Source organism: Cognatilysobacter segetis (genome assembly GCF_004359965.1).
GTDB classification, from domain to species: domain Bacteria; phylum Pseudomonadota; class Gammaproteobacteria; order Xanthomonadales; family Xanthomonadaceae; genus Cognatilysobacter; species Cognatilysobacter segetis.
In genome coordinates this window covers 11,858-34,346 of the sequence record NZ_SMRQ01000023.1, presented here as the reverse complement: position 1 = coordinate 34,346, position 22,489 = coordinate 11,858, and the positions used below count along the sequence as shown (strand labels likewise).

The 22,489-nt window shown below is 71.6% G+C and carries 22 protein-coding genes; 18 read left to right on the top strand and 4 right to left on the bottom strand.

The features are described from left to right. Nucleotides 1–65 precede the first annotated feature (65 nt). Complete coding sequence (locus E4F61_RS06785) at nt 66–716, top strand: glutathione S-transferase family protein (RefSeq protein WP_133478917.1); 651 nt, start codon at nt 66–68, stop codon at nt 714–716. A 50-nt stretch (nt 717–766) separates the two neighbouring features. Beyond that, complete coding sequence (locus tag E4F61_RS06780; protein WP_133478916.1) at nt 767–1,507, top strand: helix-turn-helix transcriptional regulator; 741 nt, start codon at nt 767–769, stop codon at nt 1,505–1,507. Here the strand turns inward: E4F61_RS06780 and E4F61_RS06775 are convergent, their stop codons facing one another. After that, the gene (locus E4F61_RS06775) at nt 1,508–1,786 is read right to left on the bottom strand and encodes a type II toxin-antitoxin system HicB family antitoxin (RefSeq protein ID WP_133478915.1); all 279 of its coding nucleotides are present in this window, start codon (nt 1,784–1,786) and stop codon (nt 1,508–1,510) included. Between the two features lie 138 nt (nt 1,787–1,924). On the opposite strand from E4F61_RS06775, the gene E4F61_RS06770 reads away from it, so the two are divergent. Both E4F61_RS06770 and E4F61_RS06765 read left to right on the top strand, forming a co-directional pair. Further along, nucleotides 1,925–3,235 (top strand): PQQ-dependent sugar dehydrogenase, encoded by a 1,311-nt coding sequence (locus E4F61_RS06770; RefSeq protein ID WP_133478914.1) that lies wholly within the window; start codon nt 1,925–1,927, stop codon nt 3,233–3,235. A 220-nt stretch (nt 3,236–3,455) separates the two neighbouring features. Beyond that, nucleotides 3,456–3,743: a hypothetical protein gene (locus E4F61_RS06765; protein WP_133478913.1), complete on the top strand. Its 288-nt coding sequence runs from the start codon at nt 3,456–3,458 to the stop codon at nt 3,741–3,743. Between the two features lie 73 nt (nt 3,744–3,816). Here E4F61_RS06765 and E4F61_RS06760 read toward each other — a convergent pair whose 3' ends face one another. Beyond that, entirely contained in the window at nt 3,817–4,143 is a 327-nt protein-coding gene (locus E4F61_RS06760) for a hypothetical protein (protein ID WP_133478912.1), read from the bottom strand. Between the two features lie 199 nt (nt 4,144–4,342). On the opposite strand from E4F61_RS06760, the gene E4F61_RS06755 reads away from it, so the two are divergent. From E4F61_RS06755 to E4F61_RS06745, 3 genes are read left to right on the top strand one after another with little or no spacing between them, the layout of a single operon-like run. Next, nucleotides 4,343–5,593 carry a histidine kinase gene (locus E4F61_RS06755; protein WP_238382832.1) on the top strand — a complete coding sequence of 417 codons (1,251 nt, stop codon included), beginning with the start codon at nt 4,343–4,345 and terminating at the stop codon, nt 5,591–5,593. Further along, nucleotides 5,586–6,365, top strand: a complete 780-nt coding sequence (locus E4F61_RS06750; protein WP_133478910.1) for a LytR/AlgR family response regulator transcription factor — start codon at nt 5,586–5,588, stop codon at nt 6,363–6,365. The genes E4F61_RS06755 and E4F61_RS06750 overlap by 8 nt, the downstream gene beginning before the upstream one ends. Nucleotides 6,366–6,381: 16 nt before the next feature. Beyond that, nucleotides 6,382–6,741: a hypothetical protein gene (locus E4F61_RS06745; RefSeq protein WP_133478909.1), complete on the top strand. Its 360-nt coding sequence runs from the start codon at nt 6,382–6,384 to the stop codon at nt 6,739–6,741. Nucleotides 6,742–6,793: 52 nt separating this feature from the next. Here E4F61_RS06745 and E4F61_RS06740 read toward each other — a convergent pair whose 3' ends face one another. Further along, nucleotides 6,794–7,207: an RcnB family protein gene (locus E4F61_RS06740; protein WP_133478908.1), complete on the bottom strand. Its 414-nt coding sequence runs from the start codon at nt 7,205–7,207 to the stop codon at nt 6,794–6,796. A 205-nt stretch (nt 7,208–7,412) separates the two neighbouring features. On the opposite strand from E4F61_RS06740, the gene E4F61_RS06735 reads away from it, so the two are divergent. Further along, nucleotides 7,413–7,670: a hypothetical protein gene (locus E4F61_RS06735; RefSeq protein WP_133478907.1), complete on the top strand. Its 258-nt coding sequence runs from the start codon at nt 7,413–7,415 to the stop codon at nt 7,668–7,670. 6 nt (nt 7,671–7,676) lie between these two features. Here E4F61_RS06735 and E4F61_RS06730 read toward each other — a convergent pair whose 3' ends face one another. Then, complete coding sequence (locus tag E4F61_RS06730) at nt 7,677–9,008, bottom strand: metal-dependent hydrolase family protein (protein ID WP_202908965.1); 1,332 nt, start codon at nt 9,006–9,008, stop codon at nt 7,677–7,679. Nucleotides 9,009–9,137: 129 nt separating this feature from the next. Between E4F61_RS06730 and E4F61_RS06725 the strand changes: the two genes are divergently transcribed. From E4F61_RS06725 to E4F61_RS06680, 10 genes are all read left to right on the top strand, one after another. Then, on the top strand, nt 9,138–9,935 hold the full coding sequence (locus E4F61_RS06725; protein ID WP_133478906.1) for a lytic transglycosylase domain-containing protein: 798 nt from the start codon (nt 9,138–9,140) through the stop codon (nt 9,933–9,935). Between the two features lie 42 nt (nt 9,936–9,977). Beyond that, a complete protein-coding gene (locus E4F61_RS06720) occupies nt 9,978–10,493 on the top strand; it encodes a hypothetical protein (RefSeq protein WP_133478905.1) in 516 nt (171 codons plus the stop codon). A gap of 34 nt (nt 10,494–10,527) precedes the next feature. Then, nucleotides 10,528–12,381, top strand: coding sequence for an ABC transporter ATP-binding protein (locus E4F61_RS06715; RefSeq protein WP_133478904.1), 1,854 nt, complete (start codon nt 10,528–10,530; stop codon nt 12,379–12,381). Nucleotides 12,382–12,448: 67 nt separating this feature from the next. Then, nucleotides 12,449–12,955, top strand: a complete 507-nt coding sequence (locus E4F61_RS06710; protein ID WP_133478903.1) for a hypothetical protein — start codon at nt 12,449–12,451, stop codon at nt 12,953–12,955. 214 nt (nt 12,956–13,169) lie between these two features. Next, complete coding sequence (locus E4F61_RS06705) at nt 13,170–13,709, top strand: fasciclin domain-containing protein (protein ID WP_133478926.1); 540 nt, start codon at nt 13,170–13,172, stop codon at nt 13,707–13,709. 178 nt (nt 13,710–13,887) lie between these two features. Then, complete coding sequence (locus tag E4F61_RS06700; RefSeq protein WP_133478902.1) at nt 13,888–14,877, top strand: alpha/beta hydrolase family protein; 990 nt, start codon at nt 13,888–13,890, stop codon at nt 14,875–14,877. 241 nt (nt 14,878–15,118) lie between these two features. Then, complete coding sequence (gene acnD / locus E4F61_RS06695) at nt 15,119–17,734, top strand: Fe/S-dependent 2-methylisocitrate dehydratase AcnD (protein ID WP_133478901.1); 2,616 nt, start codon at nt 15,119–15,121, stop codon at nt 17,732–17,734. A 31-nt stretch (nt 17,735–17,765) separates the two neighbouring features. Beyond that, nucleotides 17,766–18,218, top strand: coding sequence for an SRPBCC family protein (locus E4F61_RS06690; RefSeq protein WP_133478900.1), 453 nt, complete (start codon nt 17,766–17,768; stop codon nt 18,216–18,218). A gap of 16 nt (nt 18,219–18,234) precedes the next feature. Then, nucleotides 18,235–19,422 carry a 2-methylaconitate cis-trans isomerase PrpF gene (gene prpF, locus E4F61_RS06685; RefSeq protein ID WP_133478899.1) on the top strand — a complete coding sequence of 396 codons (1,188 nt, stop codon included), beginning with the start codon at nt 18,235–18,237 and terminating at the stop codon, nt 19,420–19,422. A 98-nt stretch (nt 19,423–19,520) separates the two neighbouring features. Further along, nucleotides 19,521–22,442: a sensor domain-containing protein gene (locus tag E4F61_RS06680; RefSeq protein WP_162301427.1), complete on the top strand. Its 2,922-nt coding sequence runs from the start codon at nt 19,521–19,523 to the stop codon at nt 22,440–22,442. Nucleotides 22,443–22,489 lie beyond the last annotated feature (47 nt).

Sequence of the window (22,489 nt, the reverse complement as noted above, 5' to 3'; positions counted from 1 at the left end):
CGCTGTCAGCAGGGTCCCCCGAGACTGGCGTCGCCAACCCGGCGCCCCACACGGAGGACACCTGCATGTCGCGACGGATCACCTTCTACTACGCCCCGCATTCGCGGGCGTCCTGCGCACTGGCCGTGCTCGAGGCGCTCGGCGCCGAGTACGACATCCACATGCTCGACCTCCCGGCCGGCACGCAGCGCGCGCCGGAGTACCTCGCGGTCAACCCGATGGGCAAGGTGCCGGCGCTCCGCCACGGCGATGCCGTGGTGACCGAGCAGGTCGCGGTGATGCTCTACCTCGCCGACCTGTATCCCGAAGCCGGCCTGACGCCGGCGATCGAGGACCCGTTGCGCGGGCCCTACCTGCGCTGGTCGGTGTTCTACGCGGCGAGTTTCGAGCCGGCGGTGGTGGACCGCTCGCTCAAGCGCGATGCGGCGCCCGCGATGGGCTCGCCGTACGGCGACTACGACACCGTGATCCGCACGCTCGCCGACCAGCTGCGCGAAGGGCCGTACCTGTTCGGCGAACGCTTCACCATCGCCGACGTGCTCTGGGGCGTGGCGCTGCGCTGGACGCTCGCCTTCGGCCTGGTGCCCGACGAGCCGGTGTTCCGCGACTACGTCGAGCGCGTCTGCGCGCATCCGGCCGTACAGCGGGCATCCGCGCTCGATGCCGAGTACGCGGCGGCGCAGGCACGCGAGGCCGAGGCCGGCGTCGCGGCGTGAACCGGCCGCCACGCGGCGGAGCCATGCCGCCGCGTGGCTACAATCGGTGTATGCGCCGCGCCGACCGCCTGTTCCTGCTCGTCAACGCGCTGCGTGGCCGCCGCCGCGCCGTGCTCGCGCGCGACCTCGCCGCCACGCTCGGTGTGTCGCTGCGCACCGTCTACCGCGACGTCGCCGACTTGCAGCGATCGGGCGTGCCGATCGAAGGCGAGGCGGGCGTCGGCTACGTGCTGCGCCATGGCGCGGAGATCCCGCCGCTGATGTTCGATGCCGAGGAGATCGAGGCGGTCGTCGTCGGCATCCGCTTCGCGCGTGCGTTCGCGGGCAATCGCCTCAGCGAGAGCGCGGCGCGCGCGCTGGTGAAGATCGAGGCCGCGGTGCCGGAACGCATCCGCGCACTCGGCGACCGCACCGCGATCCTCGCGCCCGATTGCCGCGGCGAATCCACGCGCGAGTTCGGTGCGCTGCTGGACGCGCTCAACGAGGCGATCGGCGCGCGCCGCGTGCTGCGGCTCGATTACCGCGATGCGGCGGACACGGTGACGACCCGCGACGTCGAGCCGCTGTGCATCGTGTTCTGGGGCGGTTCGTGGACGCTCGGCGGCTGGTGCCGGCTGCGCGCCGCGTTCCGGCAGTTCCGGCTCAACCGCATCGAGGCGATGACGGCCACCGGCGAGGTGGCGGAGGACCGTGTCGAACGCAGTCTCGAAACCCTGCTTCGCGAGGTGCGCCGGCGGCCGGGCTCGGTCGCGCCGGAACCGCGCGCAGCCCCGCCCTTGGCGCTGGCCTGACTACCAGCCCACGCCGGGCGGATAGCTCGCGATCACCGGCGCCATGTCGACCAGCATCCAGTAGCCCTCGCGGGTCTCGAACGACGGCGGCAGCATTTCCGCGCGCAGCGGCTTGCTCAGTGGCGTCACGCAGCTCGCGAGGTGCACGGACACGGCCTGCTGCGCCGCATCGGTGATGCCGGCCAGGCTCGTGGCTTCGGTGACGCAGCCCGGAAAGTCCGGCAGCGTGATCGAGTATCGGCGGTGGGCGTCGCGCTCGACAAAGGCGAAATATTGCATGCGGACAGGCTGCCGCGACCCCTGCTAAGCGGCTGTGACGAAGCGCCCTGGCGCCCCAGCGGGCGACCCCGGAACCGGCTTCGCGGCGCCGCGACAACCGGCGCGCGAGGCTGCGGTTCCGCTGCCGGAGCCGCCGCGATGCGCCGTCGAGCCGTCCTGTCCCTGCTGATCGCCGCCGCCCTGGGCCTGGCGAGGGCGGACGCGTGGGAGGCGGGGGTGGGGCCGTCGCCGACACTGCCGCCGCCCGCGCATCGCCTGATTCCGCGCGTGGACATCGCGCCGGCGGTGCACTGGCCCGCGGGCGCCCAACCACAGCCGGCCGCCGGCCTCACGGTCCGTCCGTTCGCGACCGGGCTCGACCATCCGCGCTGGCTGCACGTACTGCCCAACGGCGACGTACTGGTCGCGGAGAGCAACGCGCCGCCTGGCAAGAGCGGCATCCGCGGGCTCAAGGGCTGGGCGATGAAGGCGGTGATGACGCGCGCCGGCGCCGGCGTACCGAGCCCGGACCGCATCGTGCTGCTGCGCGACGCCGACGGCGACGGGGTCGCCGAGACGCGCAGCGACTTCATGACCGGCCTGCACTCCCCGTTCGGCATGGCGCTCGTCGGCGACACGCTGTACATCGCCGATACCGACCGCCTGCTGCGCGTGCCGTACACCGCCGGTGCAATGCGGATCGACGCGGCGCCGGAGATCGTCGTCGACCTGCCCGGGGCGACCGGCCGGTTCAACCATCACTGGACCAAGAGCCTGCTCGCCTCGCCGGACGGCGGCAGGCTCTATGTCGGCGTGGGTTCCAACAGCAATGCGGGCGAGAACGGGCTCGCCGTCGAGGCCTCGCGCGCGGCGATCCTCGAGATCGACCCCGCGCGCCGCACCATCGCGATCTACGCGGACGGGCTGCGCAATCCGGTCGGCTTGGCCTGGCAGCCCGGCACGTCCACGCTCTGGGCGGTGGTCAACGAGCGCGACGAGCTCGGCGACGACCTGGTGCCCGACTACCTCACCCACGTCGAGCGCGGCGCGTTCTACGGCTGGCCCTTCAGCTACTGGGGCGCGCACGTCGACCCGCGCGTGAAGCCGCAGGATCCTGCGCGCGTGGCGGCCGCGCGGGTGCCCGACTACGGGCTGGGCAACCACGTCGCGCCGCTCGGCCTCGCGTTCAATACGTCGCCGCGGCTGCGCGCGGCGCTCGGCGATGGCGCGTTCGTCGCGCTGCACGGTTCGTGGAACCGCAAGCCGCTCGCGGGCTACCGCGTCGTGCTGGTGCCGTTCGCGGACGGCCGGCCTTCGGCGCCGCCGCGCGAGGTGCTGGCGGGCTTCCTCGATGCGGCAGGAAACGCACGCGGCCGTCCGGTCGGCGTCGAAATCGCGCGCGACGGTGCGCTGCTCGTCGCCGACGACGTCGGCAATACCGTCTGGCGCGTGGCGGCCGCCGCGCCCTGATCGCAGGCCTTCGCTGCACCCGCAGCATCCGACGCGCGCGTCGGCGGGTCGTACCGCCGCCGATCGGGCGAGAGCGGCCGTTGATGCCCGCAAGCGGCCGTCAGGGCGCAATCGGCTCGACGGCGCGCCGACGCGTGGCATACATCCACGCCGTTCGATTCACGCGATGGCAACGGCATCTGCACGACGTTGTCACGGCTTTCGTGCGCCTGGAGCCCCCATGCTGATCTATGACCGTCGACGCTGCCGCCCGCTTCCCGACGCCGAGTTGCGACGACGGCTCACGCTCACGCAGCGCGCCAAGCTCGCCTGGCTCGAGAGCACCGGTTGGCGGCTGCTGTTCCTACGGGGCGAGCCGGCGAGCGCATTCGTGCAGCACGACGACACCGGCTATGCGGCGATCACGCGCGAAGGCCGCGTGCTGAGCCTGCGCAACCTGACGCAGCGGCCCGACGAGGCGACGCTGCCGCCGCTGGGTCCGATCGCCGGCAGCGCCCGCGCCGCCTGACCGCAGCCGGCATCCACGCGTCGACGCACGGCGTCGCGCGTTCCTCTTACGTTTACTTAGACCAGCGTCGCGCCTACTCGGCCGATGCGAAGGCGGGATGGTCGCGCAGGTAGGCGGCGACCTCGCTCCGCCGACGCGCCGCCAGCGCCGCCTGTTCTTCGACGCGACGACGCGCCGCCGATTCCGATCGGTCGGCGGCGGCGCGCGTGGCCCGCGACCGTGTCTCGGGCGCGGCGCGGTGGAACCAGCCGCGCACCACCGCGATCCGCGCATGCATCCAGCCCCGGTGGCCGTGGTGGCCGTGGTGGCCGTGCCCGTGGCGCTTGGCCTCGCCGCTCGCGGGCGACAGCGCGAGCGCGACGGCGAGCAGCAGCGGAGCGGGACGCGGGAAGGCGGGCATGCGCGCAGTGTCGCCCCGCGCGCGAGAAGGCGCCGTCGAGCCGGCCCCCGCGCATCGGGCCACGCGGCCGCGTGACCTGGCCGCGTGCGATTCCGCGATTTCCCCGGGTCGCACCGCCATCGCCGGCCTTCGTCGCATCGCCATGGACGGGCGCGGACGCGTCACTATCGTCGGCGCATCGCCCCGATGGACCCGCCCCGTGTTCAAGAGCCTCGTTTTCCTGCTGCGCATCGCCCTCGCCTGGTTCCTGCTGCTCCTGCTGCTGACCGGGCTGTATTCGGGCATTCCTGTGATCGGGCAGTGGGAAGCGCCCGCCGTCCTGTTCGATCTCACGGTCGCCGCGCTGGTGGTGGCCGGTGCGCTGTCGCACCTGCGGCGCGTGCGCCTGATCGCCGGCCACGTCGACCGCGGCGCGCTCGGCAACCGCCATCGCCGCCAGATCGAGATCCCGTTCGAGGCCGGCGAGGCCTTCGACCTGCTCGACGCCGCGATCCGCGAGTTGCCCGACATCGAATCGGTGCGCAGCGCGCGCGACAGCCTGCAGATCCGCGCGCGGCTGCGCCGGCCGGCCACCTACGGCGAGAACCCGCTGGGCCGCTGGAATCCGCTGTCGGGCTTCGGGCTGCAGCACAACCGGATCCTCGCCACCGTCACGCCGACGCAGGACAGCGGCAGCGTCACGCTGATCTGCGAGCCGGAAGTCGGCGCGTGGAGCGACTGGTTCCTCGTCGACGACGGCACCAACCTCGAGAACGCCGAAGCCGTGGGCCGCGCGATCACCCGTCGCGTCGCGGAGAAGCGTCGCGGCGAGACGCAGGCGGCGGCGCAGACGGCGACCGAGAAGGAGCTCACCGTCGCGCGCCTCAACCTGCTGCACGCGCAGGTGGAGCCGCACTTCCTCTACAACACGCTGGCCAGCGCGCAGTTGCTCACGCGCAGCGATCCGCCGCGCGCCGAGGAGATGCTCGGCCACCTCATCCAGTACCTTCGCCACTCGCTGCCGCGCACGGAGGACGAGTTATCGACGCTCGGCGCCGAACTCGAACGCGCGCTGGCCTACCTCGAGATCATGAAGGTGCGCATGGGCAGCCGCCTCGACGTGCAGGTCGACGTGCCCGAACCGCTGCGCACCACGCCGATGCCGCCGATGATGCTGCAGACGCTGGTCGAGAACGCGATCAAGCACGGGCTGGAGCCGCGCACCGGCGGCGGCACCGTGTGGATCCGCGCACGGCGCAGCGACGACCAGGTCGCGATCACCGTGGCCGACGACGGCGACGGCTTCAACGCCAAGAACAGCGGTACCGGCATCGGGCTGAAGAATGTGCGCGAACGCCTGCGGCTGGTGTACGACGGCGCCGCGGCGCTGGCGGTGGTGGCGAACTTCCCGGCCGGCGTCGCCGCGACCATCAGCGTGCCGGCCGCGATGGAGACTGCCCGCCATGGCTGAGACCGTCGCTACCTGCGTCGTCGCCGAGGACGAGCCGCTGCTGCGCGAGGCCCTAGTCGCCGAGCTCACGCGCGCATGGCCGACGCTGCGGATCGTCGCCGAATGCGAGGATGGCGCCGACGCGCTGGAGGCGCTCGCCGAGCATCGCCCGGACGTCGCCTTCCTCGACATCCGCATGCCGGGCCTGACCGGCCTGGAGGTCGCGCAGGCCGCGGCCGAATCCAGCCCGCGCACGCAGATCGTGTTCGTCACCGCCTACGACCAGTACGCGATCGACGCCTTCGAACGCGGCGCGATCGACTACCTGCTCAAGCCGGTCGCCGGCGACCGCCTGGCGGCCACCGTGCGGCGCGTGCAGTCGCGCCTGGGCGACGGCCGCGACGAGGCGCTGTCGGCGCTGCTCGCGCAGCTCGGCACCGCGCTGCCGCGCGCGGCGTCGGCGCCCGAGCCGCTGACCTGGCTCACCGCCGGCACCGGCCGCGAGACGCGGCTGATCCTCGTCGACGAGGTCGCGTACTTCCGCGCCGACCACAAGTACACGACGGTGGTCACCGCCGACGGCGAGGCGCTGCTGCGCACATCGATCCGCGACCTGCTCGCGCGGCTCGATCCGCAGGCGTTCAAGCAGATCCACCGCTCGACCATCGTCAACCTGCGCGCGATCGCGGGCATCACCCGCGACGACACCGGACGCGGCACGGTGCGCCTGCGCGGTCGCCCCGAAACCCTCACCGTGAGCGCGCCCTTCATGGCGCTGTTCCGGCACATGTGACCGAAGGAGCTTCGCCATGGACAAGCTGATCGTGATCCTTTCCCTGCTCGGCGCGCTTTTCGGCTGCGACGGCGGTCGCGACGAGGTGGTGCATCGCATCGTCGTGTCGGGCCAGGACGTGCTGCTCAGCCGCGCTTCGATGCGCGACGGGCAGGCGCGGCTGGACTGCCTGCGCAGCGACAGCGGCGCCTGCCACTCCAGCCTGCTGCCACGCGGCTGCGAGGTGGACACCGCCTGTGCGGGCCGCGTCGCGCGCTACGACGTCGCGGCCGGCGCGTCGCAGCACATCCGCGGGGCGCGCGGGTTCCGGCTCTGCGTGGTCGCACGCGCGGGCGACGAGCCGCAGTGCTCGACCACCGACCGGCTCGGCGGCTGAGCCAAAAAAAGAAGCCCCGCGATGCGGGGCTCCGATTCGGAACGGTGTGGGATCAGCGGCCGAAGATCTGCGAGATCAGGCCGGTCGCCACCTGCACCAGGTAGAACGTGCGGTCCTGCTCGTACGGGCGGACCCAGACCAGGCCCGGCGGCGGCGCGCCAAGGCCGTAGTCGCGATAGTCCTGCACGTAGTAGCGCTGCACGACGTAGGTCCGCGGCAGGCGCTCACCACGCGCCCAGTGCTTGTACTGGCCCCGGTGCAGGCCATTGTCGTGGCGGCCCTCGGCCTTCCAGTCGCGACGCTCGTAGCGGTCGTAACGGTCGTCATCGCGATCGTGGCGCATCACCACGCGGTCGTGGTCGCCGTGCGACTTGCCGTGGCCCTTGCCGTGCCCATGGCCGTCGGCGAAGGCCGGGCCGGCGAGCATGAGGGCGGCGATGGCGGCGGCGAGATGGATACGCTTCATGGTCGTGTCTCCTCGTGGATGTGGACAACGCTAGCCCGCGCTGGCTGAACAAGCGGTGGAGCGCGCCGGACGGGCCGGCGCGCGAGTCAGCGTGGTGAAGCGATCGTCACGCGGCGGCGTCGGTTAACGGGCCGACCACCCCGCGCTCGCGGGCCTCTTACGCCGCAGGCGCGAGCGTGGAGCCACGTCCACCGCGAGACCGACCATGAACCGCGACCCCCTGTCCTCGAGCTCCGATACCGGCCGCGCCAGCGCGCGCCGCGAACCGCTGTCCGGCCCCGGCGAAGCCCGGTCGATCGACAACGCGCTGCACGACGTCGACCTGCAGTCCGGCGGTGAATTCGTCGGCGACCACCAGCGCGACCGCGACAGCAAGGGCGTCGCGGGCGGCTACGACGATTCGATCGCACGCCGCAAGCACGACGAGGATCGCGACCGCCGCGGCACCTCGCGCGGCGACTGACGCGGATCACTCGCCGCCGCGCACCAGCCGGCCCTGCTTCATCACCAGCACCGGGCGCTCGGTGGCGCGGATGTCGGTGAGCACGTTGCCGGGCACGGCCACCACGTCGGCGGCCTTGCCGGCCTCGAGCGTCCCGGTGTCCTTCTCCACGCCCAGCAGCGTGGCGGCGCCGATGCTGCTGGTCATGAGTGCGGCCGCGGGCGACATGCCGACGTCGACGTAGTCGCCGAACTCGCGGCCGTTGAGGCCGTGCGGGAACACGGCGGCGTCGGTGCCGAGCGCGATCGGCGTGCCGATGCGGATCGCGTTGCGCAGCATCGCCTCGTGCGAGGTGTACGCCGCATGCGCCTTGCCGGCGATCTTGGGCGGGTAGCCCGCAAGCTTGGACTCCGTCCACAGCAGCGTGGTGCGCGTCGGCACGAGGTACACGCCCTTCTTCTTCATCAGCTGCAGCGTTTCCGCGGTGAGAAAGCTGCCGTGCTCGATCGAGTCGACGCCGGCGTCGATCGCCAGCCGCGCGGCGCGGTCGCCATGCGCATGCGCGGCCACCTTGCGGCCCCAGGTATGCGCTTCCGACACGATCGCCTTCAGCTCGTCGGGCGTGAGCTGCGGCACGTCCACGGGATCGGACTCGCTGAGCACGCCGCCGGAGGCGCAGATCTTGATCACGTCCGCGCCGTACTTCATCTGCAGGCGGGTGGCCTCGCGGCATTGCTCGGCCCCGTTGCAGACGCCTTCCATCGGCGTCGACGGGACCACACGCGTGACCGGGTACGGCGCGCTGTCGCAGTGCCCGCCGGTGGAGCCGATCGCGTGCCCGGCGACGATCATGCGCGGCCCCGTCGCGTAGCCGGCATCGATCGCGTTGCGCAGCGCGACGTCGATGAAGTCGCCGGCGCCCAGCACGCGGATCGTGGTGAAGCCGGCGTCCAGCGTCACCTTCGCATTGCGCTGCGCATGGAAGGCCTGCTCGGCGGGAAAGCGCAGCATCGCGTTGTAGATGCCGGCGGCCCAGTCGTCGTCGTGGTCGTCGGCGATGTGCGTATGCGCGTCGATGAAGCCGGGCAGCAGCGTGGCGTCGCCGAGGTCGATCATCCGTGCGCCGTCGGGCACGCGCGCGTTTGCGCCCACCGCCACGATGCGCTCGCCCTGCACCACGACCGTGCCTGGCTCGACCATGCGGCCGCTTCGACCGTCGAACAGGTGCGCGGCCTTGAGGACCACCGGTTGGACCGGGGCTGGCGCCTGCGCATGGCCGGCGAACGTGGCGGCGAGGCCGGTCACCAGCAGGCCGGCGCCGAGCAGCGCGGCGGACAGGGGCGCGAGACAGGGCTTCATGCGGATCACCGGCGGCCGTGGACGGCCGAGTCTAGGGCGCGGCGCAAGCGGCGGTACAGGCCGCAGGTCGGAACGGCCCCTGACCTCGGGCACATCCTGCGTTAATGCGCCCGGCCTATCCTGCGCGCCATGTCGCGCCGCCTCCTGCCCGTGCTGTTGCTCGCCTGCCTGCTGCCCGCCGGGGCGGCCGAGGCGCGCACGGTGTACCGCTGCGTGCGCGACGGGACGGTCAGCCTGTCCACCGCGCCGGAGCCCGGCTCGCGCTGCGAGAAGAAGACGTTCAAGGACGACCCCGGCAAGGTACCCAACCTCTGGGGCGCGCTCGGCGTGGTGAAGGGCAACCTCTACGAGCGCCAGCAGGACGGCGTCACGGTCTACGGCACGCGCAAGCTGCCGGGTGCGACGAAGGTGCTGTCGTTCACGGTGGAGACGCCGCCCGGCGAGCCCGCGCATGTCGGGCTCGGCCAGGTCGGCAAGCCGCGCATCGACCGTTTCGCGAAGCAGTTCAAGGCGGCGTCCAAGAAGACCGGCGTGGACGATGCCTACCTGCGCGCGATCGCGCATGCCGAGAGCGGCTTCGACGCGACCGCGGTGTCGCCCAAGGGCGCGGTCGGCGTGATGCAGCTGATGCCGGCGACCGCGCGCGACATCGGTGTCGGCGATCCGACCTCGCCCGACCAGTCCATCGATGGCGCGGCGCGGCTGATCCGCCAGCTCGCCAAACGCTACCGCGGCGACCTGCGCCTCGTCGCGGCCGCGTACAACGCCGGCGCGGGCGTGGTGGCCCGTTACGGCGGCGTACCGCCCTATCGCGAAACGCAGCAGTACATCGCCAAGGTGGAGGCGCTGTACGCGCGCTACCGCTCGGCGCTCGGGCTGTCGCCCAAATCGCTCGACGGCCGCGAACCGCTGCGCGCGGCCGAATAGCGCCGGGCGTGCGACGCATCGCCGCCTGCGCATACTGGCGGCATGCCCGACTGGATCGATCGCCTGCACACCGCACTCGTCGCCGTGCCGACGCGCGCCTGGCTTGCCGTGCTGGCGGCGCTGGTGCTGCAGCGCCTCGCGCGGCGCCTGGGCATGTGGGCGTACGCGATGCTCGCGCTGCCCGGCACGCTCGCGCACGAACTCGCGCACTACGGTGTCGCGTGGGTCCTGCGCGGCGATCCGCGGCTGCCGACGCTGTGGCCGGAACGCAACGCGCAGGGCTGGCGCCTGGGCTCGGTGGCGTTCCGCGCGCCGTGGTGGCGTGCCGGGCCCATCGCGCTGGCGCCGCTGATGCTGCTGCCCGCGTCGCTCGCCTGGATCGCATGGCTCGTGGCCGATGCGCGCGGCGCGTGGCTCGCGCTGCACGCCTGGATCGCCGGGACGCTGCTGTCGGCGGCGCTGCCGTCGCGGACCGACCTGCGCATCGCGGCGCCCTCGCTGCTGGTCCTCGGCGTGGCGCTCGTCGCGTACGCACTGTGGCGCGTGCACGCGGCCTGAAGCCCGCTTCACGCCGCGTGGCGAGAATGCGTCGATGCCACCGCCTTCCCGCCCCGCGCTCCCGCTGCGCGAACGCCTCGATGCCCTGCGCAACCTGCGCCCGTTCCTGCGCCAGGTGTGGCAGACCAGCCCCAAGCTGGCGATCGCGAGCCTGGTGTTGCGCCTCGTGCAGGCGCTCACGCCGGTCGCGCTGCTCTACGTCGGCAAGCTGATCATCGACGAGGCGGTTCGCCTGATGGGCGGCGCCGGCGCGCAGACCGACCTCGCCGCGCTGTGGGACAGCGGCGCGCTGCATCCGCTGATGCTCCTGGTGCTGATCGAGTTCGGGCTCGCCGTGTTGTCGGACCTGCTGGCGCGCGCGGCGAGTTACGCCGATTCGCTGCTGTCGGAACTGTTCACCAACGCCACCAGCATCCGGCTGATGGAGCATGCGGCGACGCTGGACCTCGAGGACTTCGAGGATCCCGACCTGCAGGACCGCCTCGACCGCGCGCGTCGCCAGACCATGGGCCGCATGAACCTGCTCGGCCAGCTGTTCGGGCAGGCGCAGGACGCGATCACCGTGGTGAGCTTCGCGATCGGCCTCGTCGCATACGCGCCGTGGCTGATGCTGCTGCTCGCGATCGCGCTGGTGCCCGCGTTCATCGGCGAATCTCACTTCAACGCGGTGGGCTACGCGATCAATTTCCAGTGGACGCCCGAGCGCCGCCAGCTCGAATACCTGCGCCAGACCGGCGCCAGCGTGGAGACGGCGAAGGAGATCAAGATCTTCGGGCTGCACCGCTTCCTGATCGACCGGTTCCGCACGCTGGCCGACAGGTTCTATGCGGCCAACCGCGCGCTGGCGCGGCGTCGCGCGGTGTGGGGCACGGTGCTCGCCGCGCTCGGCACGCTCGGCTACTACGTCGCCTACGCCTACATCATCTGGCGCACGGTGAAGGGCGATTTCAGCATCGGCGACCTCACCTTCCTCGCCGGCAGTTTCCGGCGCCTGCGCCAGCTGCTCGAAGGCCTGCTGATCGGGTTCTCGCAGGTGGCCGGCCAGGCGCTCTACCTCGACGACCTGTTCTCGTTCTTCGAGATCGAGCCGGAGATCACTTCGAGGCCGGACGCATCGCCGGTGCCGCGGCCGATCGAGCGCGGCTTCGTGTTCGAGAACGTGGGCTTCCGCTATCCCGATGCCGAGCGCTGGGCGCTGCGCGGCCTCGAGTTCGAACTGCGTGCCGGCGAAGTGCTGGCGCTGGTCGGCGAGAACGGCGCGGGCAAGACCACGCTGGTCAAGCTGCTCGCGCGCCTCTACGACCCCGACGAGGGGCGCATCCTGCTCGACGGCCGCGACCTGCGCGACTACGACCTCGACGACCTGCGCGGGAACGTCGGCGTGATCTTCCAGGACTTCGTGCGCTACCACCTCACCGCGCGCGAGAACATCGGCGTCGGCCGGCTCGAGGCGATGAATGACGAGGCGCGCATCCACGAGGCCGCGCGCCGCGCGCTCGCCGACGAGGTGATCGAGGCGCTGCCGCTGAAGTACGACCAGATGATCGGGCGCCGCTTCAACACCGGCGTCGACCTGTCCGGCGGGCAGTGGCAGAAGATCGCGATCGCGCGTGCCTACATGCGCGACGCGCAAGTGATGATCCTCGACGAGCCCACCGCCGCGCTCGACGCACGCGCGGAGTTCGAGGTGTTCCAGCGCTTCAAGGAGCTGAGCGAGGGCCGCACCGCGGTGCTGATCTCGCATCGCTTCTCCAGCGTGCGCATGGCCGACCGCATCCTGGTGTTGGGAGGCGGCAAGGTGGAGGCCTCGGGGACGCACGACCAGCTGATGGCGCAGCGCGGGCGCTACGCCGAGCTGTTCGAACTGCAGGCCGCCGGTTATCGCTGACGCCCGTATCGCGGGCGCTCACGTCGGCCTGCGTACGATGCCGGCTCTTCCGCTCCACGGCCTTCCGATGCGCCTTTCGTTCCTGCTTGCCTCCGTCCTGTTCGCGGCGTTCGCCGTGCCCGTGGCCGACGCCGCGCCGCCGGCGAAGCCCAAGGCCGCCGCGCCCGGCGTGATGCCCGCGGCGCAGCGCCAGGCCGTCGCGCTGATGGTCGCCGGCCGCGTGGAGAAGCGCCTCAACGCGCTGCCGCAGAACTCGCCGCAGCAGGCGGTCGCCAGCCTGCGCACGGTGGCCAAGGCCTACCAGGGCCTGGCACGCGTCTGCCGCGAGGCCGCGTGGGAGCCCATGGCCGGCTACTACACCGAGACCGCCGCGGTGTTCTCGAAGATGGCCGACGGCAGGCTCAGCCGCGCGCAGGTCGACCAGCAGACCAAGGCGCTGGAGCAGCGCCGCCGCCAGCTGACGAAGGCCGCGATCGCGCGCTTCGGCCCGGCGCACGTCAGCCCGCGCGATCCGCAGCTCAACGCGATCGCCGACCGCCTCGCCACCCGCATCCTGCGCGACGCCGGCGCCTGACGCCGCGCGGCGCTGCATCCGGCGCGCGCGAACGCCCGTAAGAGGAGAGCACGGCCACCCGGCCGACCCTCCACCCCTGCGGAGAACCGCCATGAAGCACACCCTGCTCGCGCTCGCCCTGATGTCCGCCGTCTCGCTCGCGGCCTGCAGCAAGCCCGCCACCGACACCACCGCCGAGACGCCGGCGCCCGCGGCCGAGGCCCCCGCCGATGCGATGCCGCCCGCCGAGCCTGCCGCGGCCGACACCTCGGCCGACGCCGCGATGGCCCCGTCCAACCCGATGGTCGGCGGCGCGCCGATGTACGCGGACAAGGACATCATCGACAACGCGGTCAATTCGAAGGACCACACCACGCTGGTCGCGGCGGTCAAGGCCGCCGGCCTGGTCGACACGCTCAAGGGCGCCGGCCCGTTCACCGTGTTCGCGCCCACCAATGCCGCGTTCGAGAAGCTGCCCAAGGGCACCGTCGACTCGCTGCTCAAGCCCGACATGAAGGCCGACCTGACCAAGGTGCTGACCTACCACGTGGTGCCCGGCAAGGTCGACGGCGCCGCGCTCAAGCAGCAGATCGCCGCCGGCAACGGCAGCGCCACGCTCAAGACGGTGCAGGGCGGGACGCTCACCGCGAAGGACGACGGCAAGGGCGGCATCGTGCTCACCGATGCCAAGGGCGGCATGTCGCACGTCACTACCGCCGACGTCATGCAGAAGAACGGCGTGATCCACGTCGTCGACACCGTGCTGATGCCGTAACGGCATCGCGTTTCGGGTGGCCGGGCTTCGTCGACCGGCGACCGGGGGAAGGGACGGAAGCCTGCTTCCGTCCCTTTTTTTCGAGCTTCATCGGTGGATGCGCGGGCCTGTCGCAGAGGGGGCAGCCGTCGTTGCTTCGCCCTGACATGCTGGCGTTCCCGTCCCGCCGGCCATCGCCATGCGACGCCCCCTCCGGTTCGCCCTGAAATCGCTCGCCGGCCTGGCGGTGGTCGCCGCCGTCGCGGCGGCCCTGCTGCTCGGTCCGTACGTCGCGCGCGTGCGCCACGTTGCCGCCGACCCCGTCGCGGGATTCCACTCCGGCTATTTCCTGTACGTGCCGCCACGGATCGCGCTCGACGCGAAGGGCGTCGGCATGCTGCTCGTGCAGCCCAACAATTCGGGCCGCACGTCGGATGACGTGGCGGTCCACGAACGCGACGCATGGTGGACGGGCTTCGAGCGCCGGCGCATCGCCGACACGCTGGGCACGCCCCTGCTCGTGCCGGCATTTCCGCGCATGGCCAGCCAATGGCGCGTCTACACGCACGCGCTGGACCGGGACAGCCTGACGACGCGCGAGCCCGTGCTCGCCAGGCCGGACCTTCAGATCGTCGCGATGATCGACGATGCGCGCCGCCGCCTGGCGTCGGACGGCATCCGACTCGATGCGCGCGTGCTCGTGCAGGGCTTCTCCGCGAGCGGCATGTTCGCCAACCGCTTCGCCGTGCTGCATCCCGGCCGCGTGCGCGCCGCGACCGTCGGCTCGCCCGGCGGCTGGCCGATCGCGCCGATCGCGCGTGCGGGCGGCGACGTGCTCGCGTATCCGGCCGGCATCGCCGACCTGCCGGCGCTCACCGGCCACCCGTTCGACGCCGCGTCCTTCCGACGGATCCCGCAGCTGATCTACATGGGCGATGCGGACGACAACGACTCGCTCGATTTCGAGGACGGCTGGGACCCGGCGATGGCCGCACGGGTCTCCCGTCGCTATGGCGGGACGCCGCTCGCACGCTGGCCCGCGGCCGAACAGCTGTACCGCAGCGCCGGAAGCCGGGCCCGTTTCGAACGGGTGCCGGGCGTCGGCCACGACCGCCGCGCCCTGCAGGACCGTTCCACGGCGTTCTTCCGGACCGTCATGGCGGCGGACGGCCGCACGAAGCGCCGCTGACGGCCTCGGGTCCGGCGGGGCGCGAGCGCAGCGGCCGATCGCGCGTCCGCGTCGCCGAGCGCAGCAGGCCGCGCCCGCGCGCCCGGCCGCGGGGTGAATCCCGCGTCCACCGCGGCGGCCCCGGGCGGCGAACTGCGGGATAATGACGGGCTCTGCCGACGCGTCGCGCCGGCCCTGGTTCCGATGGGCGGCCTGCGCTTCGCGGCCGCCGGAACGCCCGCTCCGACGGATCCGAACGCCGATGAACACCGCCCACCGCAAGCCCCTGCCCGGCACCCCGCTGCACTGGTTCGACGCCCGCGAGGCCGTCGACGCGCTGAAGCCGGGCGCCTGGGCGACGCTGCCCTACACCTCGCGCGTGCATGCCGAGAACCTCGTGCGCCGCGCCGATCCGTCGATGCTGTCGGCCTATCTCGAGCAGCTGATCGAGCGCCGCCGCGACCTCGACTTCCCGTGGTTCCCGGTGCGCGTGGTCTGCCACGACATCCTCGGCCAGACCGCGCTGGTCGACCTCGCCGGCCTGCGCGATGCGATCGCCGAGCGCGGTGGCGACCCGGCGCAGATCAATCCGGTGGTGCCGACGCAGCTGATCGTCGACCACTCGCTCGCCGTCGAATGCGGCGGCTTCGATCCCGATGCGTTCACCAAGAACCGCGCGATCGAGGAACGCCGCAACGAGGACCGCTTCCACTTCATCGAGTGGACCAAGCACGCGTTCAAGAACGTCGACGTGATCCCGCCGGGCAACGGGATCATGCACCAGATCAACCTGGAGAAGATGTCGCCGGTGGTCTACGTGCAGGACGGCGTCGCGTTCCCGGACACCTGCGTGGGCACCGACTCGCACACGCCGCATGTCGACGCGCTCGGCGTCATCGCGGTGGGCGTGGGCGGCCTCGAAGCCGAGAGCGTGATGCTCGGCCGTGCCTCGTGGATGCGCCTGCCGGAGATCGTCGGCGTCGAGCTGACCGGTCGTCCGCAACCGGGCATCACGGCCACCGACATCGTGCTCGCGCTCACCGAGTTCCTGCGCCAGGCCAAGGTCGTCGGTGCGTATCTCGAGTTCCGCGGCGAAGGCGCGCGTGCGCTGACGCTCGGCGACCGCGCCACGATCTCCAACATGGCGCCGGAATACGGCGCGACCGCCGCGATGTTCTTCATCGACGAGAACACGCTCGACTACCTGCGCCTGACCGGCCGCGAGGAGCAGCAGGTCGCGCTGGTCGAGAACTACGCGAAGACCGCCGGCCTGTGGGCCGATGCGCTGGTCGATGCGCAGTACGAGCGCACGCTCACGTTCGACCTGTCGACGGTGACGCGCAACATGGCCGGCCCGTCGAACCCGCATCGCCGCCTGCCGACGAGCGATCTCGCGGAGCGCGGGATCGCGCAGAACCTCGACGCGGCTCGCGCGCAGGAAGCCGCGGGCCTGATGCCGGACGGCGCGGTGATCATCGCCGCGATCACGAGCTGCACGAACACGTCGAACCCGCGCAACGTGATAGCCGCGGGCCTGCTCGCGAAGAAGGCGCACGAGCTCGGACTGGTGCGCAAGCCGTGGGTCAAGACCTCGCTCGCGCCCGGCTCGAAGGCGGTCGAGCTGTATCTCGAGGAGTCCGGACTGCTGCCGCATCTGGAAGCGCTCGGCTTCGGCATCGTCGGCTTCGCCTGCACCACCTGCAACGGCATGAGCGGCGCGCTCGATCCGACGATCCAGCAGGAAATCATCGAGCGCGACCTCTACGCCGTCGCCGTGCTCAGCGGCAACCGCAACTTCGACGGCCGCATCCATCCCTACGCGAAGCAGGCGTTCCTCGCCTCGCCGCCGCTGGTGGTCGCCTATGCGCTGGCCGGCACGATCCGCTTCGACATCGAGAAGGATGTGCTCGGCACCGATGCGCAGGGCAATGCGATCACGCTGAAGGACCTGTGGCCGTCGGACGCCGAGATCGACGGGATCGTGCGCGAGCACGTGAAGCCCGAGCAGTTCCGCCGCGTCTACGGCCCGATGTTCAACGTGCGCGTCGAGCACGGCGGTGCGGTGAGCCCGCTGTACGACTGGCGCCCGATGTCGACCTACATTCGCCGCCCGCCGTACTGGGAAGGCGCGCTGGCCGGCGAGCGCACGCTCACGGGCATGCGCCCGCTCGCGGTGCTCGGCGACAACATCACCACCGACCACCTGTCGCCGTCGAACGCGATCATGCGCAACAGCGCCGCCGGCGAGTACCTCGCGAAGATGGGCGTGCCGGAAGAGGACTTCAATTCCTACGCGACCCACCGCGGCGACCACCTCACCGCGCAGCGCGCCACATTCGCCAATCCGAAGCTGCTCAACGAGATGGTGCGCAACGAGGACGGCACGGTGCGACAGGGCTCGCTGGCACGGATAGAGCCCGAGGGCACGGTCACGCGCATGTGGGAAGCGATCGAGACCTACATGCAGCGCCGCCAGCCGCTGATCATCATCGCCGGCGCCGACTACGGCCAGGGCAGCTCGCGCGACTGGGCGGCCAAGGGCGTGCGGCTCGCGGGCGTGGAGGCGATCGTCGCCGAGGGCTTCGAGCGCATCCATCGCACCAACCTGATCGGCATGGGCGTGCTGCCGCTGGAATTCCAGGCCGGCACCACGCGCACCACGCTCGGCATCGACGGCACCGAGACGTTCGACGTCACCGGCGAGCGCACGCCCGGCGCGACGCTCACGCTGGCGATCCATCGTCGCGACGGCAACGTCATCGAGGTGCCGGTGACCTGCCGCCTCGATACCGCCGAAGAGGTCTCGATCTACGAGGCCGGCGGCGTGCTGCAGCGGTTCGCCAACGACTTCCTCGAATCCAACCGCGACGCCGCCTGATTCCGTTCCCGCCCCGCACGTGGAGCCCGCCATGACCGATACCGGAACCGTCCGACTCCACCGCGTGCTGCGCGCGCCCGTATCGAAGGTCTACCGCGCGTTCCTCGAGCCCGGCGCGATGGCGAAGTGGCTGCCGCCGCACGGGTTCACCGCGCACGTCGAGCACATGGACGCGCGCGTCGGCGGCACGTTCCGCATGGCGTTCACCAACTTCGGCACCGGCAAGGCGCAGTCGTTCGGCGGCGAATACCTCGAGCTCGAGACCGACCGGCTGATCCGCTACACCGACCGCTTCGACGACCCCGCGCTGCCCGGCACCATCGAGGTCAGCGTCACGCTGCGCGAGGTGATGTGCGGCACCGACCTGACGATCGTGCAGACCGGCATTCCGGCCGCGATCCCGGTCGAGTTCTGCTACCTCGGCTGGCAGGAATCGCTCGAGCAGCTCGCGATGCTGGTCGAGCCGAACATTCCCGACGCCTGAATCGACCTCGACGCCCATGACCGCCAAGCCCCAGCTCCGCATCCCCGCCACCTACATGCGCGGCGGCACGTCGAAGGGCGTGTTCTTCCGCCTCGACGACCTGCCCGATGCCGCGCGCGCGCCGGGCCCCGTGCGCGATGCGCTGCTGATGCGCGTGATCGGCTCGCCCGACCCGTACGGCAAGCACACCGACGGCATGGGCGGCGCGACGTCCAGCACCAGCAAGTGCGTGATCCTCGCGCGCTCGTCGGTGCCGGACCACGACGTCGACTACCTCTACGGCCAGGTGTCCATCGACACGGCCTTCGTCGACTGGAGCGGCAACTGCGGCAACCTGTCGTCGGCGGTCGGCCCGTTCGCGATCGCCAACGGGCTGGTCGACCCGTCCCGCGTGCCGCGCGACGGCCACTGCGTCGTGCGCATCTGGCAGGCGAACATCGGCAAGACCATCGTCGCGCACGTGCCGATGGCCGATGGCGAGGTGCAGGAAACCGGCGACTTCGAACTCGACGGCGTGACCTTCCCGGCGGCGGAGATTCCGCTGGAATTCGTCGACCCCTCCGACGACGGCGACGCGGGCGCGATGTTCCCGACCGGGAACCTCGTCGACACGCTCGACGTGCCCGGCATCGGCACGTTCGAGGTCACGCTGATCACCGCCGGCATCCCGACCATCTTCCTGCGCGCAGCCGACCTCGGCTTCGACGGCAGCGAGCTGCAGCCGGCGGTCAACGACGACCGCGCACTGCTCGCGAAGCTCGAGGCGATCCGCGCGCACGGCGCGGTACGCATGGGCCTGATCGGCGACGTGGCGCAGGCGGCCACGCGGCAGCACACGCCGAAGGTCGCCTGGGTGGCGCCGCCGAAGGACTACGTCGCATCGAGCGGGCGGACGGTCGCCGCGGGCGACGTCGACCTGCTCGCGCGTGCGATGTCGATGGGCAAGCTGCACCACGCGATGATGGGCACGGCGTCGGTCGCGATCGCGACGGCCGCCGCGATCCCCGGCACGCTGGTGAACCAGGCGGCCGGCGGCGGCGAGCGCGGCACGGTGCGCTTCGGCCATCCGTCCGGCACGCTGCGCGCCGGCGCCGAGGTGCGATGCATCGACGGGACCTGGACCGTCACCAAGGCCGTGATGAGCCGCAGCGCGCGCGTGCTGATGGAAGGCCACGTGCGCGTGCCGGCCGACACGCTGGGCTGACGTCCGCGACTACGGCCGCTTGCCCTGCGCCGCCGGCGTGAACGCGGGCGTGACATCGCGACCCGGATGATCGGTCGTCTTCGACCGATCGGATGCCGATGGACGGGCTGACCTCGTCGGGTGCGACGCTCCTGTCCGCCAGCGCGAAGCTCGCGGCGATGGTCGGGGTCGTGTCGGGAATCGGCGGTCGCGCGCGGCGGGTGCGCCTGCTGCTGCGGCGCCTCGCCGGGATGCGCGCCCGCATCGCGCGCCTGCAGAAGGTCGAGCGCATCGCGGGGATCGGCGAATACGTCTGGAGCCCGGACACCGACGCGCTGTGGTGGTCGCCCTGCAGCTACCGCATCTTCGGGCTCGATCCGACGCGCGGCATCGACGTCACGCGGGTGATGGCCGCGATCCATCCGGACGATGCGCCCACCGCGCTGGCGGGTGTCGAGGCGCTGCTGGAGGGCAAGCGCCCGCCCGAGATCGCGCTGCGCGTGCGGCGGCATGACGGTTCGCTGCGACGCATCCTCACCACCGGCGAGCTGATCACCGAGAACGGCGAGCGGCGCGTGCTCGGCTTCATGAAGGACGTCACCGAGCTGGAGTCGATCCGGCTGCAGCTGCGCGCGGTCGAGGCGCAGTACCGTGCGCTGTTCGACGACAACCCGGTGCCGATGTGGATCTTCGACCTCGAGCACTGCCGCGTGATGGCCGCCACCGCGGCCACCGCGCGCCTGTTCGGCTACGAGGTGGGGACGCTGGTCGGGCAGGCGCTCGACTGCTTCCTGCCGGTCGACGAGGCACCGCACGGCGATGCGTCGTGCTGGAGCGGCACGTGGCGCGACGGGGCGGTGGTCACCTGCCACACCCACGACGGCCGCCGCATGCGGCTCTCGCTGGCGGTGCGCGACACCATGTTCCACGGGCAGATCGCGCGCCTGGTCGCCGCGCAGGACGTCACCGAACGCGAGCGCAACGAGGACCGCTTCGCGATGATCGCCCGCGCCACCAGCGACGCCGTCTACGACTTCGACCTCGAGACCGGCACGCTGTGGTGGAGCGATTCGTTCTATGCGATGTTCGGCTATGCACCGGGCAGCATCGAGCTCTCGCACGCCGGCTGGGCGGCGCTGGTGCATCCCGACGACGTCGAGCGCGTGATCGCCTCGCTCGAAGGCGCCCTCGCCGGCGCCGCCGACGAATGGGAGGAGACCTACCGCCTGCTGCGCCGTGACGGCGGTTACGCGCAGGTCGCCGAGCGCGGGCGCATCGCACGCGGCGCGAAAGGCCAGGCGCTGCGCATGGTGGGTGGCCTGGTCGACGAGACCGAGCGGAGACGCCACGAGGCGGGCCTGCGCCTGCTGCGGCGCGCGGTGGAATCCACCGACAACGGCGTGCTGATCGCCGATGCGCGCAGCGCCGACCAGCCGGTGGTGTACGCCAACCCAGCGTTCCTGCGCATGACCGGCTACGACCTCGCCGAGGTACGCGGCCGCAACTGCAGGTTCCTGCAGCGCGACGACCGCGACCAGCCCGGCATCGACATCATCCGCAACGCGCTTCGCGAGTCGCACGAGGTGCGCACGTTGCTGCGCAACTACCGCAAGGACGGCACGCTGTTCTGGAACGAGGTGTACATCGCGCCGGTGCGCGACGACCGCGGCGCGCTGACCCATTTCGTGGGCATCCTCAACGACGTCAGCGAGCGCCACCAGTTCGAGGAGCAGCTCGCGCACCGCGCCACGCACGACGAGCTGACCGGCCTGCCCAACCGCCTGCTGCTCGAGGATCGCCTCGAGCAGGCGCTGCACCAGTCCAACCGCTACGGCACCGGCACCGCGGTGGTGTTCGTGGACCTCGACGACTTCAAGCTCGTCAACGACAGCCTCGGACACGGCATGGGCGACGTGCTGCTGCGCGAGGTCGCGCGGCGACTGCAGGAAGCGGTGCGGGAGACCGATACGGTGAGCCGGTTCGGCGGCGACGAGTTCGTCGCGATCCTGTCGTCGCCGCAGCGCGACGACAAGCCGTCGGAGATCGTCGACCGCATGCGGGCGTCGCTAACCGAGCCGATCATGTTGGGCGACGTGCGGCACACGGTCAGCGCGAGCATCGGCTACTGCTGTTATCCCGCGCACGGCGAGGACACGCAGACGCTGCTGCGGCACGCGGACCTCGCCATGTACCAGGCCAAGCTCGGCGGTCGCAATCGCGCGGTGGAATACCGCAACGAGTTCGACGCCGACGTGGCGCAGCGCCTGCAACTGGTGCGCCGGCTGCGCGAAGCCCTGGCGAAGGACGAGTTCACCGTGCTGTTCCAGCCGCAGTACGGCTGCGACGGGCAGGCGCACGGGCTGGAGGCGCTGGTGCGCTGGCGCGATCCGCAGCGCGGCCTGCTGCCGCCGGCGGACTTCATCGGCGCCTGCGAGGACAGCGGGCTGATCATGGAGCTCGGGCGCCGCGTGCTGGCCGAGGCCGCGCGCCACCACGTGCGCCTTGTCGAGGCGGGCCTGCCGGGCGTGCGCATCTCGGTGAACGTCTCGGCCGCGCAGTTCACCGAGGAGCTGTACGACGACGTCGAGGCCCTCGTGCGCGACCTCCACCTGCCCGACGGCGCACTCGAACTCGAACTCACCGAGAGCGTGGTGATGCAGTCGCCCGAGCGCGCGATCGACCTGATGAAGCGCCTGGCCGACCTCGGCGTGTGCTTCTCGATCGACGATTTCGGCACCGGCTATTCCAGCCTCGCCTACCTCAAGCGGTTCCCGATCCACCGCCTGAAGATCGACCGCTCGTTCGTGCAGGACCTCGACCACAACGCGCTGGACGCGGCGATCTGCCGGTCGATCATCGAGCTGGCGAAGTCGCTCGACATCGGGACCGTGGCGGAAGGCGTGGAAACCGAGCAGCAGGAGCGCTGGCTGCTCGACCACGGCTGCGTCGCGCTGCAGGGTTTCCTGCGTGGGCGGCCGCAGCCCTTCGACACGCTGCTGCCCTCGCTGCTGGCGCGCCAGCGCGCGGCGATGGTCGACTGAGCCCCGGCGCTCGCGTCGCGGGTCGCGACCGGCAGCCGCACTTTCCC

Excerpts from the sequence above, each read along its gene's own strand:
- E4F61_RS06785 (WP_133478917.1), top strand. The coding sequence starts at position 66 with ATGTCGCGACGGATCACCTTCTACTACGCCCCGCATTCGCGGGCGTCC.
- E4F61_RS06780 (WP_133478916.1), top strand. The coding sequence starts at position 767 with ATGCGCCGCGCCGACCGCCTGTTCCTGCTCGTCAACGCGCTGCGTGGC.
- E4F61_RS06775 (WP_133478915.1), bottom strand. The coding sequence starts at position 1,786 with ATGCAATATTTCGCCTTTGTCGAGCGCGACGCCCACCGCCGATACTCG.
- E4F61_RS06770 (WP_133478914.1), top strand. The coding sequence starts at position 1,925 with ATGCGCCGTCGAGCCGTCCTGTCCCTGCTGATCGCCGCCGCCCTGGGC.
- E4F61_RS06765 (WP_133478913.1), top strand. The coding sequence starts at position 3,456 with ATGCTGATCTATGACCGTCGACGCTGCCGCCCGCTTCCCGACGCCGAG.
- E4F61_RS06760 (WP_133478912.1), bottom strand. The coding sequence starts at position 4,143 with ATGCCCGCCTTCCCGCGTCCCGCTCCGCTGCTGCTCGCCGTCGCGCTC.
- E4F61_RS06750 (WP_133478910.1), top strand. The coding sequence starts at position 5,586 with ATGGCTGAGACCGTCGCTACCTGCGTCGTCGCCGAGGACGAGCCGCTG.
- E4F61_RS06745 (WP_133478909.1), top strand. The coding sequence starts at position 6,382 with ATGGACAAGCTGATCGTGATCCTTTCCCTGCTCGGCGCGCTTTTCGGC.
- E4F61_RS06740 (WP_133478908.1), bottom strand. The coding sequence starts at position 7,207 with ATGAAGCGTATCCATCTCGCCGCCGCCATCGCCGCCCTCATGCTCGCC.
- E4F61_RS06735 (WP_133478907.1), top strand. The coding sequence starts at position 7,413 with ATGAACCGCGACCCCCTGTCCTCGAGCTCCGATACCGGCCGCGCCAGC.
- E4F61_RS06730 (WP_202908965.1), bottom strand. The coding sequence starts at position 9,008 with ATGAAGCCCTGTCTCGCGCCCCTGTCCGCCGCGCTGCTCGGCGCCGGC.
- E4F61_RS06725 (WP_133478906.1), top strand. The coding sequence starts at position 9,138 with ATGTCGCGCCGCCTCCTGCCCGTGCTGTTGCTCGCCTGCCTGCTGCCC.
- E4F61_RS06720 (WP_133478905.1), top strand. The coding sequence starts at position 9,978 with ATGCCCGACTGGATCGATCGCCTGCACACCGCACTCGTCGCCGTGCCG.
- E4F61_RS06715 (WP_133478904.1), top strand. The coding sequence starts at position 10,528 with ATGCCACCGCCTTCCCGCCCCGCGCTCCCGCTGCGCGAACGCCTCGAT.
- E4F61_RS06710 (WP_133478903.1), top strand. The coding sequence starts at position 12,449 with ATGCGCCTTTCGTTCCTGCTTGCCTCCGTCCTGTTCGCGGCGTTCGCC.
- E4F61_RS06705 (WP_133478926.1), top strand. The coding sequence starts at position 13,170 with ATGCCGCCCGCCGAGCCTGCCGCGGCCGACACCTCGGCCGACGCCGCG.
- E4F61_RS06700 (WP_133478902.1), top strand. The coding sequence starts at position 13,888 with ATGCGACGCCCCCTCCGGTTCGCCCTGAAATCGCTCGCCGGCCTGGCG.
- acnD (WP_133478901.1), top strand. The coding sequence starts at position 15,119 with ATGAACACCGCCCACCGCAAGCCCCTGCCCGGCACCCCGCTGCACTGG.
- E4F61_RS06690 (WP_133478900.1), top strand. The coding sequence starts at position 17,766 with ATGACCGATACCGGAACCGTCCGACTCCACCGCGTGCTGCGCGCGCCC.
- prpF (WP_133478899.1), top strand. The coding sequence starts at position 18,235 with ATGACCGCCAAGCCCCAGCTCCGCATCCCCGCCACCTACATGCGCGGC.
- E4F61_RS06680 (WP_162301427.1), top strand. The coding sequence starts at position 19,521 with ATGGACGGGCTGACCTCGTCGGGTGCGACGCTCCTGTCCGCCAGCGCG.